Source organism: Cupriavidus sp. a3, assembly GCF_051015765.1.
In the GTDB taxonomy this organism is placed as follows: domain Bacteria; phylum Pseudomonadota; class Gammaproteobacteria; order Burkholderiales; family Burkholderiaceae; genus Cupriavidus; species Cupriavidus oxalaticus_A.
In genome coordinates this window covers 3,960,811-3,975,950 of sequence record NZ_CP170643.1, presented here as the reverse complement: position 1 = coordinate 3,975,950, position 15,140 = coordinate 3,960,811, and the positions used below count along the sequence as shown (strand labels likewise).

At 68.1% G+C, this 15,140-nt stretch carries 15 protein-coding genes; 10 read left to right on the top strand and 5 right to left on the bottom strand.

The features are described 5' to 3' along the window. Positions 1-134: 134 nt before the first annotated feature. From ACAD63_RS18975 to ACAD63_RS18955, 5 genes are read left to right on the top strand one after another with little or no spacing between them, the layout of a single operon-like run. A complete protein-coding gene (locus ACAD63_RS18975; protein ID WP_135704625.1) occupies positions 135-650 on the top strand; it encodes a formate dehydrogenase subunit gamma in 516 nt (171 codons plus the stop codon). Beyond that, positions 647-2,248, top strand: a complete 1,602-nt coding sequence (locus ACAD63_RS18970; RefSeq protein ID WP_135704626.1) for a formate dehydrogenase beta subunit — start codon at positions 647-649, stop codon at positions 2,246-2,248. The genes ACAD63_RS18975 and ACAD63_RS18970 overlap by 4 nt, the downstream gene beginning before the upstream one ends. Before the next feature lie 42 nt (positions 2,249-2,290). Further along, positions 2,291-5,182, top strand: a complete 2,892-nt coding sequence (gene fdhF, locus ACAD63_RS18965) for a formate dehydrogenase subunit alpha (RefSeq protein ID WP_434033150.1) — start codon at positions 2,291-2,293, stop codon at positions 5,180-5,182. A gap of 15 nt (positions 5,183-5,197) precedes the next feature. Continuing rightward, positions 5,198-6,082, top strand: coding sequence for a formate dehydrogenase accessory sulfurtransferase FdhD (fdhD, locus tag ACAD63_RS18960; RefSeq protein ID WP_434033149.1), 885 nt, complete (start codon positions 5,198-5,200; stop codon positions 6,080-6,082). Then, positions 6,079-6,303, top strand: a complete 225-nt coding sequence (locus ACAD63_RS18955) for a formate dehydrogenase subunit delta (protein WP_133093879.1) — start codon at positions 6,079-6,081, stop codon at positions 6,301-6,303. Before fdhD ends, ACAD63_RS18955 begins: the two co-directional genes overlap by 4 nt. Before the next feature lie 90 nt (positions 6,304-6,393). Here ACAD63_RS18955 and ACAD63_RS18950 read toward each other — a convergent pair whose 3' ends face one another. The 3 genes from ACAD63_RS18950 to ACAD63_RS18940 all read right to left on the bottom strand — a co-directional run bounded on the left by ACAD63_RS18950 (position 6,394) and on the right by ACAD63_RS18940 (position 9,799). After that, the gene (locus ACAD63_RS18950; protein WP_133093880.1) at positions 6,394-7,089 is read right to left on the bottom strand and encodes a transglycosylase domain-containing protein; all 696 of its coding nucleotides are present in this window, start codon (positions 7,087-7,089) and stop codon (positions 6,394-6,396) included. A gap of 91 nt (positions 7,090-7,180) precedes the next feature. Then, positions 7,181-8,230, bottom strand: coding sequence for an Ldh family oxidoreductase (locus ACAD63_RS18945; protein WP_195431716.1), 1,050 nt, complete (start codon positions 8,228-8,230; stop codon positions 7,181-7,183). A 21-nt stretch (positions 8,231-8,251) separates the two neighbouring features. After that, positions 8,252-9,799 carry a DASS family sodium-coupled anion symporter gene (locus ACAD63_RS18940; RefSeq protein WP_434033148.1) on the bottom strand — a complete coding sequence of 516 codons (1,548 nt, stop codon included), beginning with the start codon at positions 9,797-9,799 and terminating at the stop codon, positions 8,252-8,254. Positions 9,800-10,216: 417 nt separating this feature from the next. Here ACAD63_RS18940 and ACAD63_RS18935 point away from each other — a divergent pair, with 417 nt between their 5' ends. The 5 genes from ACAD63_RS18935 to ACAD63_RS18915 all read left to right on the top strand — a co-directional run bounded on the left by ACAD63_RS18935 (position 10,217) and on the right by ACAD63_RS18915 (position 13,669). Then, the gene (locus ACAD63_RS18935) at positions 10,217-10,462 is read left to right on the top strand and encodes an RNA-binding protein (RefSeq protein WP_133094218.1); all 246 of its coding nucleotides are present in this window, start codon (positions 10,217-10,219) and stop codon (positions 10,460-10,462) included. Between the two features lie 70 nt (positions 10,463-10,532). Continuing rightward, positions 10,533-11,354 (top strand): tyrosine-protein phosphatase, encoded by an 822-nt coding sequence (locus ACAD63_RS18930; protein ID WP_195431715.1) that lies wholly within the window; start codon positions 10,533-10,535, stop codon positions 11,352-11,354. 275 nt (positions 11,355-11,629) lie between these two features. Continuing rightward, positions 11,630-11,935, top strand: a complete 306-nt coding sequence (locus ACAD63_RS18925) for a hypothetical protein (RefSeq protein ID WP_434033147.1) — start codon at positions 11,630-11,632, stop codon at positions 11,933-11,935. A gap of 59 nt (positions 11,936-11,994) precedes the next feature. Then, entirely contained in the window at positions 11,995-12,774 is a 780-nt protein-coding gene (gene fabI, locus ACAD63_RS18920; protein ID WP_133093885.1) for an enoyl-ACP reductase FabI, read from the top strand. Positions 12,775-12,874: 100 nt separating this feature from the next. Next, positions 12,875-13,669: a TOBE domain-containing protein gene (locus ACAD63_RS18915; RefSeq protein WP_434033146.1), complete on the top strand. Its 795-nt coding sequence runs from the start codon at positions 12,875-12,877 to the stop codon at positions 13,667-13,669. A 22-nt stretch (positions 13,670-13,691) separates the two neighbouring features. Here ACAD63_RS18915 and ACAD63_RS18910 read toward each other — a convergent pair whose 3' ends face one another. Beyond that, on the bottom strand, positions 13,692-14,414 hold the full coding sequence (locus tag ACAD63_RS18910) for an ATP-binding cassette domain-containing protein (RefSeq protein WP_133093887.1): 723 nt from the start codon (positions 14,412-14,414) through the stop codon (positions 13,692-13,694). An 8-nt stretch (positions 14,415-14,422) separates the two neighbouring features. After that, positions 14,423-15,136, bottom strand: a complete 714-nt coding sequence (gene modB, locus ACAD63_RS18905) for a molybdate ABC transporter permease subunit (RefSeq protein ID WP_434033145.1) — start codon at positions 15,134-15,136, stop codon at positions 14,423-14,425. Positions 15,137-15,140: the final 4 nt, after the last annotated feature.

The following is a 15,140-nucleotide window of genomic DNA, read 5'->3' as shown; positions in this document are numbered from 1 at the left end:
CCGTTGTCACTCTCATATATTGCATCCACGGGCCCAACGGCAGGGATGGAGGCCCGTAAATAGGAAAAAAATAGCATATAGAGGGATCCTGGCGGCCATGCTGCGAGCCCCCAAGCGACCCCACAGGAGACGCCATGCCAGATACTCCCAACGCCCAGGCCTGCGCGGCCACGATTGACGCCATCGTGGCCGCGCGGCAAGACATGCCGGGCGCATTGCTGCCGATCCTGCACGAGATCCAGGACACGCAGGGCCATATACCGGACGCCGCTGTCCCGGTAATCGCCCGCGCGCTGAACCTGTCGCGCGCCGAGGTGCATGGCGTCATTACCTTCTACCACCACTTTCGCCAGCAGCCGGCCGGCCGCCACGTGATCCAGGTGTGCCGCGCCGAAGCGTGCCAGGCGGTCGGCGCCGAGGCGCTGGCCGAGCATGCCAGGCGGGCGCTTGGCTGCGACTTCCATGAAACCACCGCCGACGGCGCGGTCACGCTGGAGCCGGTGTACTGCCTGGGCCAGTGCGCGTGCGGCCCGGCCGTGATGGTCGGCGAGCGGCTGCACGGCTATGTCGATGCGAAGCGCTTCGATGCGCTGGTGCGGTCGCTGCGCGAAGCGCAGGCCGCCAACGAAACCGCGGAGGTCCAGGCATGAGCGCCGCTGTCAATCCCACCGTCAACACCATCTTCGTGCCGCGCGATTCCACCGCGCTGGCGCTCGGCGCCGATGAAGTCGCCCGCGCGATCGAACGCGAGGCGGCCCGCCGCGGCGAAGCCGTGCGAATCGTCCGCAACGGCTCGCGCGGCATGTTCTGGCTGGAGCCGCTGGTCGAGGTGCAGACCGAAGCGGGGCGCGTGGCCTATGGCCCGGTCAGCGCGGCAGACGTGCCGGCGCTGTTCGACGCGGGCCTGCTGCAGGGCGGCGCGCATGCGCTGGCGCACGGCCTGACCGAAGAGATCCCGTTCCTGAAGAAGCAGGAGCGCCTGACCTTCGCCCGCGTCGGCATCACCGACCCGCTGTCGCTGGACGACTACCGCGCGCACGAAGGCTTTGCCGGCCTGGAGCGCGCGTTGTCGATGGCGCCCGCCGAGATCGTGCAGGAGGTCACCGATTCCGGCCTGCGCGGCCGCGGCGGCGCCGCCTTCCCGACCGGCATCAAGTGGAAGACGGTGCTGGGCGCGCAGTCGGCCATCAAATACATCGTCTGCAATGCCGACGAAGGCGACTCGGGCACGTTCTCCGACCGCATGGTGATGGAAGACGACCCCTTCATGCTGATCGAAGGCATGACCATCGCCGGCCTCGCGGTGGGCGCCGAGCAGGGCTACATCTACTGCCGTTCCGAATACCCCCACGCCATCGCCGTGCTGGAAAGCGCGATTGCCATCGCCAACGCGGCCGGCTGGCTGGGAGACGATCTGCGCGGCAGCGGCAAGCGCTTCCACCTCGAAGTGCGCAAGGGCGCCGGCGCCTATGTCTGCGGCGAGGAAACCGCGCTGCTGGAAAGCCTGGAAGGCAAGCGCGGCGTGGTGCGCGCCAAGCCGCCGCTGCCGGCGCTGGAGGGCTTGTTCGGCAAGCCCACCGTGATCAACAACGTAATCTCGCTGGCCACCGTGCCGGTGATCCTGGCGCGCGGCGCGCAGTACTACCGCGACTACGGCATGGGCCGTTCGCGCGGCACGCTGCCGTTCCAGCTGGCCGGCAATATCAAGCAAGGCGGGCTGGTGGAAAAGGCGTTCGGCGTCACGCTGCGCGAACTGCTGGTTGACTACGGCGGCGGCACCCGCAGCGGCCGCGCCATCCGCGCGGTGCAAGTGGGCGGGCCGCTGGGCGCCTACCTGCCGGAGACGCGCTTCGACGTGCCGCTGGACTACGAGGCCTATGCCGCGTTCGGCGGCGTGGTCGGCCACGGCGGCATCGTGGTGTTCGACGAAACCGTCGACATGGCAAAGCAGGCGCGCTACGCGATGGAGTTCTGCGCGATCGAATCCTGCGGCAAGTGCACGCCGTGCCGGATCGGCTCGACCCGCGGCGTCGAGGTGATGGACCGCATCATCGCCGGCGAGCAACCGCAGGAAAGCGTCATCCGGCACGTGCAACTGGTGCGCGACCTGTGCGACACCATGCTTTACGGCTCGCTCTGCGCCATGGGCGGCATGACGCCGTACCCGGTGCTGTCCGCACTGAATGAATTCCCCGAGGACTTCGGCCTCGCCCCCAATCGGACCACGACGGCGGCCAAGGCTGCATAAGCCGACACAGTCTGACGCCAGAACAGAACACGGGAGACAAAGATGGACTGCCGCGATGTAATCGACTTCGGTACCCCCGCCAGCGAATCGACCGAGATGGTCACCCTTGAAGTCGACGGCGTCAGCGTCACCGTGCCCGCCGGCACGTCGGTGATGCGCGCCGCGATGGAAGCCGAGATCGCCGTGCCCAAGCTGTGCGCGACCGACAGCCTCAAGGCCTTCGGCTCGTGCCGCCTGTGCCTGGTCGAGATCGAGGGGCGCCGCGGCTACCCGGCCTCGTGCACCACGCCGGTGGAAGCCGGCATGAAGGTGAAGACGCAGAGCGACAAGCTCGCCGACCTGCGCCGCGGCGTGATGGAGCTGTATATCTCGGACCACCCGCTCGACTGCCTGACCTGCCCGACCAACGGCAACTGCGAGCTGCAGGACATGGCCGGCGTGGTGGGCCTGCGCGAGGTGCGCTACAACGACGGCGGCCCCGAGGCGAAGCCGATTGCCACGCACACGGCTTTGAAGAAGGACGAGTCCAACCCGTACTTCACCTACGACGCGTCCAAGTGCATCGTCTGCAACCGCTGCGTGCGCGCTTGCGAGGAAACGCAAGGCACCTTCGCGCTGACCATCAGCGGCCGCGGGTTTGACTCGCGCGTGTCGCCCGGCACCAGCCAGTCGTTCATGGACTCGGACTGCGTCTCGTGCGGCGCCTGCGTGCAGGCGTGCCCGACCGCGACGCTGACCGAGACCTCGGTCATCAAGCTGGGCCAGGCCTCGCACAGCACCGTCACCACCTGCGCCTACTGCGGCGTGGGCTGCTCGTTCAAGGCGGAGATGAAGGGCAACGAGGTCGTGCGCATGGTGCCGTACAAGGACGGCAAGGCCAACGAAGGCCACGCCTGCGTCAAGGGCCGCTTTGCCTGGGGCTACGCCACGCACAAGGACCGCATCCTCAAGCCGATGATCCGCGCGAAGATCACCGACCCGTGGCGCGAAGTGTCGTGGGAAGAGGCGATCGGCTACGCGGCTTCCGAGTTCAAGCGCATCCAGGCGCAGCACGGCAAGGATTCGATCGGCGGCATCGTATCGTCGCGCTGCACCAACGAAGAGGGCTACCTGGTGCAGAAGCTGGTGCGCGCCGCCTTCGGCAACAACAACGTCGACACCTGCGCGCGCGTGTGCCATTCGCCCACCGGCTATGGCCTGAAGCAGACGCTGGGCGAATCGGCGGGCACGCAGACCTTCAAGTCGGTGGAGAAGGCCGACGTGATCATGGTGATCGGCGCCAACCCGACCGACGGCCACCCGGTGTTTGCGTCGCGCATGAAGAAGCGCCTGCGTGCCGGCGCCAAGCTGATCGTGGTCGACCCGCGCCGGATCGACCTGGTCGACTCGCCGCATATCCGCGCTGATTTCCACCTGCAGCTGCGTCCGGGAACCAACGTCGCGCTGGTGACGTCGCTGGCCCACGTGATCGTCACCGAAGGGCTGCTCAACGAAGCCTTTATCGCCGAACGCTGCGAGGATCGTGCCTTCGGGCAATGGCGCGACTTTGTCGCGCTGCCGGAGAACTCGCCCGAGGCGATGGAATCCGTCACCGGCATTCCAGCCGACCAGCTGCGCGCTGCCGCGCGCCTGTATGCCACCGGCGGCAACGCCGCGATCTATTACGGCCTGGGCGTCACCGAGCATGCGCAGGGTTCCACCACCGTGATGGGCATCGCCAACCTGGCCATGGCCACCGGCAATATCGGCCGCGAGGGCGTGGGCGTGAATCCGCTGCGCGGGCAGAACAACGTGCAGGGCTCGTGCGATATCGGCTCGTTCCCGCATGAGCTGCCTGGCTATCGCCACGTGTCGGACTCGACCGTGCGCGGCATGTTCGAGGCCGCGTGGAATGTCGAGATCAGCCCCGAGCCGGGCCTGCGCATTCCCAACATGTTCGAGGCCGCGCTTGGTGGCAGCTTCAAGGGCCTTTACTGCCAGGGCGAGGACATCGTCCAGTCGGATCCGAACACGCAGCACGTGTCCGCGGCGCTCTCGTCGATGGAATGCATCGTGGTGCAGGACATCTTCCTGAACGAGACCGCCAAGTACGCGCACGTGTTCCTGCCGGGTTCGTCGTTCCTGGAGAAGGACGGCACCTTCACCAATGCCGAACGCCGCATCTCGCGCGTGCGCAAGGTGATGCCGCCCAAGGCCGGCTACGCCGACTGGGAAGCCACCATCCTGCTGGCCAACGCGCTCGGCTACCCGATGGACTACACCCACCCGTCGCAGATCATGGACGAGATCGCGCGCCTGACGCCGACGTTCTCCGGCGTCAGCTACAAGCGGCTCGACGAGCTGGGCAGCATCCAGTGGCCGTGCAACGCCGACGCGCCGGAAGGCACGCCGACCATGCACATCGACGCCTTTGTGCGCGGCAAGGGCAAGTTCATCATCACCAAGTACGTGCCGACCACCGAGAAGATCACGCGCGCCTTCCCGCTGATCCTGACCACCGGGCGCATCCTGTCGCAGTACAACGTGGGCGCGCAGACGCGGCGCACCGACAACGTCTACTGGCACGCCGAGGACCGGCTGGAAATCCATCCGCACGACGCGGAAGAGCGCGGCATCAAGGACGGCGACTGGGTCGGCGTGCAGAGCCGCGCGGGCGATACGGTGCTGCGGGCCATCGTCAGCGAGCGCATGCAGCCGGGCGTGGTCTACACCACCTTCCACTTCCCGGAATCCGGCGCCAACGTGATCACCACCGACAACTCGGACTGGGCCACCAACTGCCCGGAATACAAGGTCACCGCGGTGCAGGTGATGCCGGTGGCGCAACCGTCGGCGTGGCAGCAGCAGTACCAGGACTTCAACACGCAGCAGCTGCAGTTGCTGGAAGCCGCCAGCGCGGATCCGGCACAAACCGCGGCGCAGGCGGCGAACTAAGCGGAGGGCGACATCATGATGCGCTGCATGCAGTCACCGCAGGCCGATCCAGTGGCGCTGGACGAGATGCCGACCCACAGCACCTTTGCCGTCAGCCGCTGGCGGCAGGGCGAAATCTCGCTCAGCCCCGACGAGGTGGCCGAGGAGGTACCGGTCGCGCTGGAATACAACGGCATCTCGCATGCGGTGATGCTGGCCACGCCGGCCGACCTGGAAGACTTCGCGCTCGGTTTCAGCCTGAGCGAAGGCATCGTGCCGACGGCGCGCGATGTCTATGACATCGAAGTCGACATGCGCGAGCACGGCATCGCGGTGCGTCTGGAAATTGCCTCGGAAGCGTTCATGCAGCTGAAGGAGCGCCGCCGCTCGCTGGCGGGGCGCACCGGTTGCGGACTGTGCGGGACGGAATCGCTGGAGCAGGTGATGCGCACCCCGGCACCGGTGCGCAGCGACGGCAGCTTCCATACCGACGTGATCCAGGCCGCGTTCGTGCAGCTCCAGCTGCGCCAGGCACTGCAGCGCCACACCGGCGCCACGCATGCCGCCGCGTGGCTGCGCGCCGATGGCCACGTATCGCTGATGCGCGAAGACGTGGGGCGCCACAACGCCCTCGACAAGCTGGCCGGCGCGCTCGCGCGCAGCGGCGAGGACATCTCCACGGGCGCCGTGCTGGTCACCAGCCGCGCCAGCTACGAGATGGTGCTCAAGACCGCCGCCATCGGCGCCGGCGTACTGGCGGCAGTGTCGGCGCCGACGGCGCTGGCGGTGCGGCTGGCGGAGCAGACCAACATGACGCTGGCCGGATTCGTGCGCGCCGGCGCGCACGTGGTCTATGCTCATCCACAACGCCTGCAACACGGCCTGCAACACGGCCTGCAACACGAAGCGAGCCTCGTATGAACGTCGACAACCTGATCACCATGGCCAACCAGATCGGCAGCTTCTTCGAGGCGATGCCTGATCGCGAGGAGGCGGTTTCCGATATCGCCGGGCATATCAAGCGCTTCTGGGAACCGCGCATGCGCAGGGCGTTGCTGGGACACGTCGACGGCGAATCCGGCGTGGGGCTGGATGCGATCGTGCAGGAGGCGCTGGCGCGGCACCGGAGCGTGCTGGAATAGGGTTGCTTGCCGCAGACGGGCCGCAAAGTTCTGCGTGAATGCGCTGTCGACGTCTGCATAGACCTTGAGCTTCTTCCCGCCCGTCAGGCATCACTTCAGGCGCAAGGGCTCCAGCAAGGCACCGTCATATTCGGGATGCGAAATCCTGCCCAGCTCCAGCATGCGCCGCAGGATATAGACCTGCCGCTGCCGCGCCCGGCGAGGGTTGGCGACCGGGTTGTTCGCCGAGGGAGCCTTGGGCAGGCCGGCCAGCATCGCGGATTCGGCCAGCGACAGTTGCGCCAGCGGCTTGCCGAAATAGGTCTGCGCCGCATCGGCGAAGCCATACGCGCCCTGGCCGAGATAGATCTTGTTCAGGTACAGCTCGAGGATTTCGTCCTTGCTCAGCGCGTCCTCGATCCGGTACGACAGCAGCACCTCGTACAGCTTGCGCGTATAGGTCTTGTCGCGCGACAGGTAGAAGTTGCGCGCCACCTGCATGGTGATGGTCGAAGCGCCCTGCGACAGGTCGTCGGACAGGTTGGCGACGCCCGCGCGGATCACGCCGACGTAGTCGATGCCGTCATGCACGTAGAAGCGCTCGTCCTCGATCGCCACCACGGCGTCGATCAGCCCGCGCGGATAGCGCGACAGCGGGACATAGTCAGCGCTGCGGCGAAAATCCGCCAGCGCGTCGAGCGACGGCAATTGCCGCTGGAGGGCGAGGATGGCAACGGTGGCAAGCAGCGCGCCGCCGACCACGGCGAGCACCAGCAGCCTGACGAAGGCGGACCAGAGGCTTTTCATGCCGCGTATTGTGCCAGCCGCGGGCGGCGGGGGGCGAGTTCCTGCTGTCCCTTGCCGTACCTATGGCCGGCGGCTGGCAGCACCGCGGCGGTCAGCCCTTCGGCACCGGCACGCCTACCGCCTGCGCCAGCTGTTCCAGGTTGCGCCAGATCGCGGGATTGATGTCGAGGGCGTCGGCCGCACGCTCGCGGTTGGCCGCCTCGAACTCGCCGGGATACTGCACCCGGTCGAAGCCCGGGGCCGTCGGCGTGTCGTGCAGGTATTTGACGAAGGCCTCCACCTCGGCGCTTTCCCAGCTCAGGCCGAGGTCCAGTTCGGGATTGACCAGCACCGCGAACATATTGTTGGTGGCCACGCCGCCGCGCGGGTTTTCCGGCTGGATGGTGCCGCCGCCCGACAGCACGCCCGCCAGCAGTTCCGCCACCACGCCCAGCGCATAGCCCTTGTGCAGGCCGAACGGCAGCAGCGCGCCGGGATCCTCGCCGAACATGGTCGAGGCGTCGGTGGTGGGATTGCCTTCGGCATCGATGATGCTGTTCTCCGGCGCGGCTTCGCCTTTCTCCGCCAGCACGCGCGCCTTGTTGATGGCGATCGCGCTGGTGGCCATGTCGACCACGATCGGCGGGCGGCCGTTCGGCATGGGGCCGGCGAAACACAGCGGGTTGGTGGTCAGGCGCGCGACGCGGCCGCCGTACGGTGCCACCACCGGCGGGCGGTTGGTTACGTTGGTGAAGCTCAGCAGCACGAAGCCGGCCGCCGCCACCAGCTCGCCGTAGTGCCCCATGCGGCCGAGGTGGTGCGAATGGCGCAGCGTGACGATGCAATGGCCGTGCTCGCGCACGCGCCCGATGGCCGCCTGCATCACGGTCTTGCCCACGTGCTGGCCGAAGCCGCGATGGCCGTCGAACACCATCAGCGAGCCCCGGTCCAGCGCGCAGGTGGCGCGGCCTTCGCGGTTGACGTTGTCGGTCTCGATGGCCTTGCGGTAGTTGGGCAGGATCGAGATGCCGTGGCTGGCGTAGCCGCAGCGGTCGGCTTCGACCAGGTGCTCGGCGACGTCGTCGGCGATGTCTTCGGGTACCGACTGCGCCACCAGCAGGTCGCGCGCGAAACGGCGGGCGGAATCTAGGGAAAGTCTCATCGTGGCCTCCTTCATGGCCTCTTACACCCAGCCCAGCCAGCGCCAGTAGGTGGCCGCAAACAGCAGCATCAGGCCATAGCCGACGATGGTGACCGGGATGCCGATGCGCGCGAACTGGCGGCCGTTGAAGGTCTCGGTGCCCAGGCACACCATGTTCTGCGGCGCGTTGATCGGCAGGATAAAGCCGAAGCTCACGGTAAAGCCCAGCAGCATGGTCAGGCCGACGCGGTTGATGTCGCCGGGCAGGGTCTGCAGCACCGAGATCAGGATCGGCAGCAGCGCCGCGGTCAGCGCGGTGGCGCTGGCAAAGCCCAGGTGGATCAGGATCAGGAACGCCGCCAGGATCGCGAACACCATCACCGCGCCCTGCGTGGCCAGGCCCGAATGCGTCACCACGAACTCGCCCAGCCACTGGCCGGCCTTGGTGGACAGCAGCGCGGTGCCAAGGCTGATGCCGACGCCGAACACGATCAGCGTGCCCCACGGCGTGCGCTGCTGCATGGTCTTCCAGTCCATCACGCCGATGCGCGGCAGCATCAGGATCACCAGCCCGACAAAGGTCACCGTGGCGGTGTCGAAGCTGTGCAGCTTGCCTTCGGTGGCCCAGAACAGCAGCAGGCCGATCGACACCGCGGCCAGGCGCTTCTGCGGGCCGGTCATCGGGCCCAGTCCGGACAGCTCGCGCTGCACCGCTTCCTTGCCGCCGGGAATGGCGTCGGTCTCGGGCGGCAGCAGCCAGCGCACCAGGAAGTACAGCACCACCGACATGACGATCGCCCACGGCGCGCCGGCGATCAGCCATTGCAGCCAGGTGATGCGCTCGCCCAGCAGCTTGTCCATGAAGCCCACCGTCAGCAGGTTCTGCGCGGCGGCGGTCTGGATGCCGACGTTCCAGATGCTGGTCGCCTGCGCCACCGTGATCATGATGCCGGCGGCGATATTGGACTTCTTGTCGACGCCGAACGCGGCGATCACGCCCATCATGATCGGCACCACGCAGGCGCTGCGCGCAGTGGCGCTGGGCACCACCAGGCTCAGCGCGATGGTGACGGCGATCGTGCCGACCAGGATGCGGCGCGTGCTGGTTCCGATCGCCGACAGCGTCACCAGCGCGATGCGCCGGTCCAGCCCGGTCACGGTCATGGCCGCGGAGATGAACAGCGCGGCGGCCACCAGCGCCAGCGCGGTGTTGGAGAAGCCGGCCAGCGCCATGCCCAGCGCGCGGGAGGTGCCGTATTGCACGCTGGGGTCGTTGACCGTTGGCGCGAAGCCGATCAGGCCCGCCATCAGCGAGGTGATCATGATCGCGCTGGCCTCGTACGAGACCGCCTCGGTGATCCACACCACGATGGCGAAGGCAAGGATGGCCAGCATGCGCTGGCCGGCAATGGTCAGGCCTTCGGGCTGCGGGATCGCGAGTACGCCGAGCAGCACCGCGACGGCGACGAACAGGCCCCAGTGCAGCGTCATCCTGGGCGCGGTGGCGCTGGCGGTTGCAGCGGTCGGGGGCGCCGTGGGCGGAGTGGGGGTGGCCGGGGAGGCCGGTGAAGCGTGAGAGGTATCGGGCATCGCCGTCATCCTTGTGTTGATGATCCTCGTCGAATACCTCGACACGGCGTGCTGGCGATCGGTGCACAAGCCGGCAACTGCACCGGCGGTGGCATTGTCGGTCGCGAAGCGGCATCCGCGTCGGGCTTGCTCCGGCGGCCGGGCTTCTGGCCTGGCCGTTGCGTTCGACATGATAGGAATTGTCCGAGCCGGTAGCGGTGATGTCGAGGCTCCAAAGCGCCTCATTGGGCCTTATTGCGCCGACAATGATTCAGATCAAGTTTTGCTTCGGACGACGAAATCCTGCGGCGGATTCGTGATCCCATCTGTAAAGGCAGGCGCCACAAGGCCTGGCGGGTGATGCGGCGGACGCGTCGCCACAGCCGGCCAGCCAGGTGATGCATGCGTCAGGGTGATCTGAAATAATTGGAGCCGATGATGAAGGTTTTGGTGCGCGGACTGAAGGCAGGACTCAGCGCAGCGGCGCTGCGCAAGGCACTGGCGCAATACGCCAGCATCCGCTCGGTCGAGCTGGTCGACGCCGGCGACCCGAAGCGCCCGTGGGCCTGGGTCGATATCGACGCCGGCGCGCTGGCGGTGTGGAAGCTGGTGGCGCGGCTGGACCGGCGCTATATCGCCGGCTCCCACCTGCGCTGGTATGTGCCGGCGTACCGCGGCCGCTGAGGTTGGGCGCCCGACCTCAGCCACTGACGGCTGCCGGGTCCGCATCGATAAGAACAGTCAGGGAGCAATAATGAACAAGTGGTTCCGCCGGGCATTTCCGCATGCCCACACGGTCGTGTCGCCCGGGCCGGCGGCATTGGACGGCATGATCGGCGACGCCGGGCTGGCATTCGACACCATCAGCAATGCCCGCGACCTCGGCGGCCTGCGCGGCGCGTCCGGACGCCGCGTGCGCAGCGGCCGGCTGTATCGCAGCGGCAACCCGGCGCTGGCCAGCGCGGCCGACCTGGACCGGCTGCATGCGCTCGGCCTCGACATGGTGGTCGATTTCCGCTCCCCCGCCGAGAAGTCGCCGGACGAGGCCGGCTTCGGTGCGCGCTTCAACTGGGTGGCGGTGCCGGTGCTCGATGGCAGCATGGCAATGGACGTGCTGATGCCGCGCCTGCGCGCCAGCACGCCGGCGCAGATCGACGGCTTCATGCTCGAGGTCTACCGCGATTTCCCGGTGCGCTACCGCGACGCCTTCGGCGGCTTCATGCAGACCGCGCAGGAGGGCAAGACGCTGCTGTTCCACTGCACCGCGGGCAAGGACCGCACCGGCTTTGCCTCGTTGCTGCTGCTGTCGGCGCTGGGCGTGGCGCAGGACGACATCCTCGCCAACTACCTGGAATCGAACCAGCGCAATGCCCGCTTCAACGAGACCGCGCTGGCGCGCATGGCGCGGCTGGGCGTGAGCGCCGAGGCCATGATGCCGCTGCTCGAGGTCCGTGCCAGCTATCTCGATGCCTCGCTGCAGGCGATCGAGCAGGGCTGGGGCAGCGTCGACAACTACCTGGCCGACGCGCTCGGCGTCGACGTCGCGCGGCTGCGCGCGCACTACCTCGAAGACTGACGCGCCGGAACGGCCCGCAGCGGTTGCGCCCGGTGTCAGGAATACTGCATCGCGCAAGTGCGCCGGGCCGCATAGGCGACGCTTCGGACTGCAGGATGACAGGTGGAATTGGCGCGCCTGCATCCGGCAGGCGTAGCCATCGCCACACCTCCGGCGCCTTGCGGCGGGCAGCGCCGGCTGCTAGGCTTAATCCTGGTTGCAGTGCAACATGCGCCACTCCGGCCTGCGCCGCCAGCGCGCAACGCCCGCAAGCGGCGCCAACTGGGGGAAGTGGAATGACCGCACGCATAGCCGCCGTTCCGCCCGAGCAAGACACCGGCACCGCCACGCATCCATCCGACGATGGCGCCAATCCATTCGCAGCGTCGGGCCGGCCGGCGCTGGAATACCTCGCCGATGTTTGGCAGCGTTACGTGCTGCTGCTCGCGGACAATCCCTTCCTGACGCTGGAGAAGGCCGTGTCGGCGCAGATCGTCACGCGGCGCCCCAGGCTGCCGACAGCACAGGCAAGCCGGCTTCGCGCGCTTCGGCGCAGCGCCAGGCCGCGCCGCGGCCTGGCAGCTGACCCGTGCGCGGAGTGACCCGCTTCAGTCATCCTATTCCACCCAGTCCAGCTTGAAGTCTTCCCCCGGAGGCATCGATGGTCAACTTATCCAACCCGCCGCTCGCCGGTTCCCGTGTGCTGGTGGCCGGCGTCGCCAATGACGGCTCGATCGCGTGGGGCTGCGCCAGGGCCTTCCACGAGCTCGGCGCGCAGATCGCCATGACGTACCTGAACGACAAGGCATATCCGCACGTCGCGCCGCTGGCCGAGGCCGTGCAGGCGCCGATCCTGATGCCGCTGAACGTGGAAGACCACGAGCAGATGCGCGCGCTGTTCGCGCGCATCGAAGCGGTATGGGGCGGGCTCGATGCGGTGGTCCACTCGATCGCCTTCGCGCCGAAGGAAGACCTGCAGGGCGGGCTGCTCAACTCCTCCGCGGAAGGCTTCGCGCGCGCCATGGACGTCTCGTGCCATTCGTTCATCCGCATGGCACGGCTGGCCGCGCCGCTGATGCACAACGGCGGCACGCTGTTCGCGATGAGCTATGAAGGCGCCAACCGCGTGGTCCCCAACTATGACCTGATGGGGCCGGTCAAGGCCGCGCTGGAAGCCAGCTGCCGCTACCTGGCGCATGAACTGGGGCCACAGGGCATCCGCGTGCATGCGATCTCGCCCGGGCCGCTGAAGACGCGCGCAGCGTCTGGGCTGAAGGACTTCGACCAGATGCTGGCCGATGCCGCTGGGCGCGCCCCGCTGGGCGAGGTGGTCGACATCATGGACGTGGGCTTTGCCACGGCGTACCTGGCCACGCCGTACGCGCGGCGGATTTCGGGCAATACGGTGTACGTCGATGGCGGCGTGCACATCATGGCGTAGCGGAGCGGGCGTGCAGGTGCTGATCCTGGAAACGGGATTGGGATTACCATAGCCGCGTTTGCCACTCTGTCACGGCACCGGTTCGCGGTGCCGGCTACTCATGCTTGAACTCCAGGGAGCCATCTGGTTCCGCTCCGGCTCGCAGGACTGGGGCGGCAAGGACCGCATCGCGCTGCTCGCCGCCATCGGCGAGCACGGCTCGATCACCGCCGCCGCGCGTGCGGTCGGCATCAGCTACAAGGCTGCGTGGGACGCCATCGACCTGATGAACAACAGCGCCGGCGAAGCGCTGGTGGTGCGTGCCGCCGGCGGCAAGGGCGGCGGCGGCACGCGCCTGACGGCGCGGGGCGAGCAACTGATCCACACCTACCGCGCGCTCGAGGACGAACACCGGCGCTTTGTCGCGCAGCTGTCGCGCCTCGGCGAGGGCGCTGCCGACGATATCCACCTGATGAGGCGAATGATGATCAAGACCAGCGCGCGCAACAAGCTGTTCGGCCGCATCGCCAGCGTGCGTGGCGGCGCGGTCAACGACGAGGTGGTGCTGGCGCTGCCGGGCGGCCAGCAGATCGTGGCGACGATCACGCATGAAAGCGTCGAGACGCTGGGGCTGGCTGCGGGCGTGGAAGCGTTCGCGCTGATCAAGGCGTCTTCGGTGCTGGTTGGGTTGCCCGATCCGGGCGTGCGGCTGTCGGCGCGCAACCAGCTGCCGGGCGTGGTGTCGCGCGTGATGCCGGGCGCGGTCAATGCGGAGGTGGTGATCGAACTGGACGGCGGCGGCACGATCGCCGCGATCGTTACCAATGGCAGCGTCGAGACGCTGGGCCTGGCGGCGGGTGTGCCGGCGGTGGCGGTGTTCAAGGCGTCCAGCGTGATCCTGGGGGTGGTGGGGTAATGCAGAAAGGCCTGTTGCGCGCTCAGGCCACGCGCGCCGACACCGGCGCGTAGACCGGCGCATGGTGGCGGCTGTCGCCGCTGCCGAAGATGCGGCCTTCGCGGATCTCGAGCACATGGTCGCCCAGCGCTTCGACATCGGCGGGATCGTGCGAGATCACCAGCATCGGCACTTCCAGGCTTGCCTGCAGCGTGCGCAACTCGGCGCGCATGCGGGCGCGCAGGGCGGGATCGAGCGCCGAGAACGGTTCGTCGAGCAGCACGATATCGGGCTGCGCCACCAGCGCGCGCGCCAGCGCCACGCGCTGCTTTTGCCCGCCGGAGATCTCGGCGGGATAGTTGCCGACGATCTCGTCCAGCCCGAAGGCATCGATCCAGCGCCGCGCTTCCGGCGGGATCGCGCCGCGGCGCGGGTTGCGCCAGCCGCGCGCCAGCCCGAAGGCGACGTTCTGGCCCACGGTCAGGTGCGGGAACAGCGCGTATTCCTGGAACAGGTAGGCCACGCGGCGTTCCTGCGGGCGGACGTCGATGCCCGCTTCGCTGTCGAACAGCGTGCGCCCGTTCAGCTCGATGCGGCCGCTGTCGGGCGCGAGCAGCCCGGCGATGGCGCGCAGCGTCAGGCTCTTGCCGGCGCCGGACGGCCCGAACAGCGCGATGCGGCGGCTGTCGGAGTCGAAATCGATATCAAGCGAAAACTGACGGTCGGCCGACACCATCTGCTTGCGGATGCTGACATGCATGCCCATGGCGTTCCTCAGCGCGCGGCACGCGGGCGCAGGCGCCGGCGTTCATACACTTCGGCGGGATTGCGCGCCGTGGCGGGCACCAGCCGGCCGGCGACCACCAGCAGCAGCACGCAGGTGACCGAGGTCACCAGCACCAGCAGGTTGGCGGTGTTGTCGTCGCCGGCCTGCACGGCCTCGTAGATCGCCACCGACAGCGTCTGCGTGCGCCCGGGCAGGTTGCCGGCGATCATCAGCGTGGCGCCGAACTCGCCCAGCGCGCGCGCAAAGGCCAGCAGCACGCCGGCGATGATGCCGCGCGCCGCCAGCGGCAGCGTCACGCGGAAGAAGATGCCGGATTCGGAAACACCCAGCACGCGCGCGGCGTTTTCCAGTTGATGATCGACCCCTTCGAAGGCGGCGCGGGCCGACTTGAGCACCAGCGGGAAGGCGACGATGGTCGAGGCCAGCACCGCGCCGTGCCAGGTGAAGACCAGCTCGATGCCGAGGCTGGACAGCCACTCGCCAAACACGCCGCGCCGGCCCACCAGCACCAGCAGGTAGTAGCCGAGCACGGTCGGCGGCAGCACCAGCGGCAGCGTCAGCACCGCGTCGACCACGTCGCGCAGCGGCGAGCGCCAGCGCGCCAGCGCATACGCCGCGCCGACGCCGAGCACGGCGTTCAGCGCGGTGGCCCAGCCCGCGACCTTCAGCGACAACAGCAGCGGGACCCAGACGGCATCCATGGCG

Coding starts and splice junctions, on each gene's coding strand:
- ACAD63_RS18915 (WP_434033146.1), top strand. CDS start 12,875: ATGCTTGAACTCCAGGGAGCCATCTGGTTCCGCTCCGGCTCGCAGGAC.
- fabI (WP_133093885.1), top strand. CDS start 11,995: ATGGTCAACTTATCCAACCCGCCGCTCGCCGGTTCCCGTGTGCTGGTG.
- ACAD63_RS18935 (WP_133094218.1), top strand. CDS start 10,217: ATGAAGGTTTTGGTGCGCGGACTGAAGGCAGGACTCAGCGCAGCGGCG.
- fdhF (WP_434033150.1), top strand. CDS start 2,291: ATGGACTGCCGCGATGTAATCGACTTCGGTACCCCCGCCAGCGAATCG.
- ACAD63_RS18955 (WP_133093879.1), top strand. CDS start 6,079: ATGAACGTCGACAACCTGATCACCATGGCCAACCAGATCGGCAGCTTC.
- ACAD63_RS18950 (WP_133093880.1), bottom strand. CDS start 7,089: ATGAAAAGCCTCTGGTCCGCCTTCGTCAGGCTGCTGGTGCTCGCCGTG.
- ACAD63_RS18910 (WP_133093887.1), bottom strand. CDS start 14,414: ATGGGCATGCATGTCAGCATCCGCAAGCAGATGGTGTCGGCCGACCGT.
- ACAD63_RS18940 (WP_434033148.1), bottom strand. CDS start 9,799: ATGCCCGATACCTCTCACGCTTCACCGGCCTCCCCGGCCACCCCCACT.
- ACAD63_RS18945 (WP_195431716.1), bottom strand. CDS start 8,230: ATGAGACTTTCCCTAGATTCCGCCCGCCGTTTCGCGCGCGACCTGCTG.
- fdhD (WP_434033149.1), top strand. CDS start 5,198: ATGATGCGCTGCATGCAGTCACCGCAGGCCGATCCAGTGGCGCTGGAC.
- modB (WP_434033145.1), bottom strand. CDS start 15,136: ATGGATGCCGTCTGGGTCCCGCTGCTGTTGTCGCTGAAGGTCGCGGGC.
- ACAD63_RS18930 (WP_195431715.1), top strand. CDS start 10,533: ATGAACAAGTGGTTCCGCCGGGCATTTCCGCATGCCCACACGGTCGTG.
- ACAD63_RS18925 (WP_434033147.1), top strand. CDS start 11,630: ATGACCGCACGCATAGCCGCCGTTCCGCCCGAGCAAGACACCGGCACC.
- ACAD63_RS18970 (WP_135704626.1), top strand. CDS start 647: ATGAGCGCCGCTGTCAATCCCACCGTCAACACCATCTTCGTGCCGCGC.
- ACAD63_RS18975 (WP_135704625.1), top strand. CDS start 135: ATGCCAGATACTCCCAACGCCCAGGCCTGCGCGGCCACGATTGACGCC.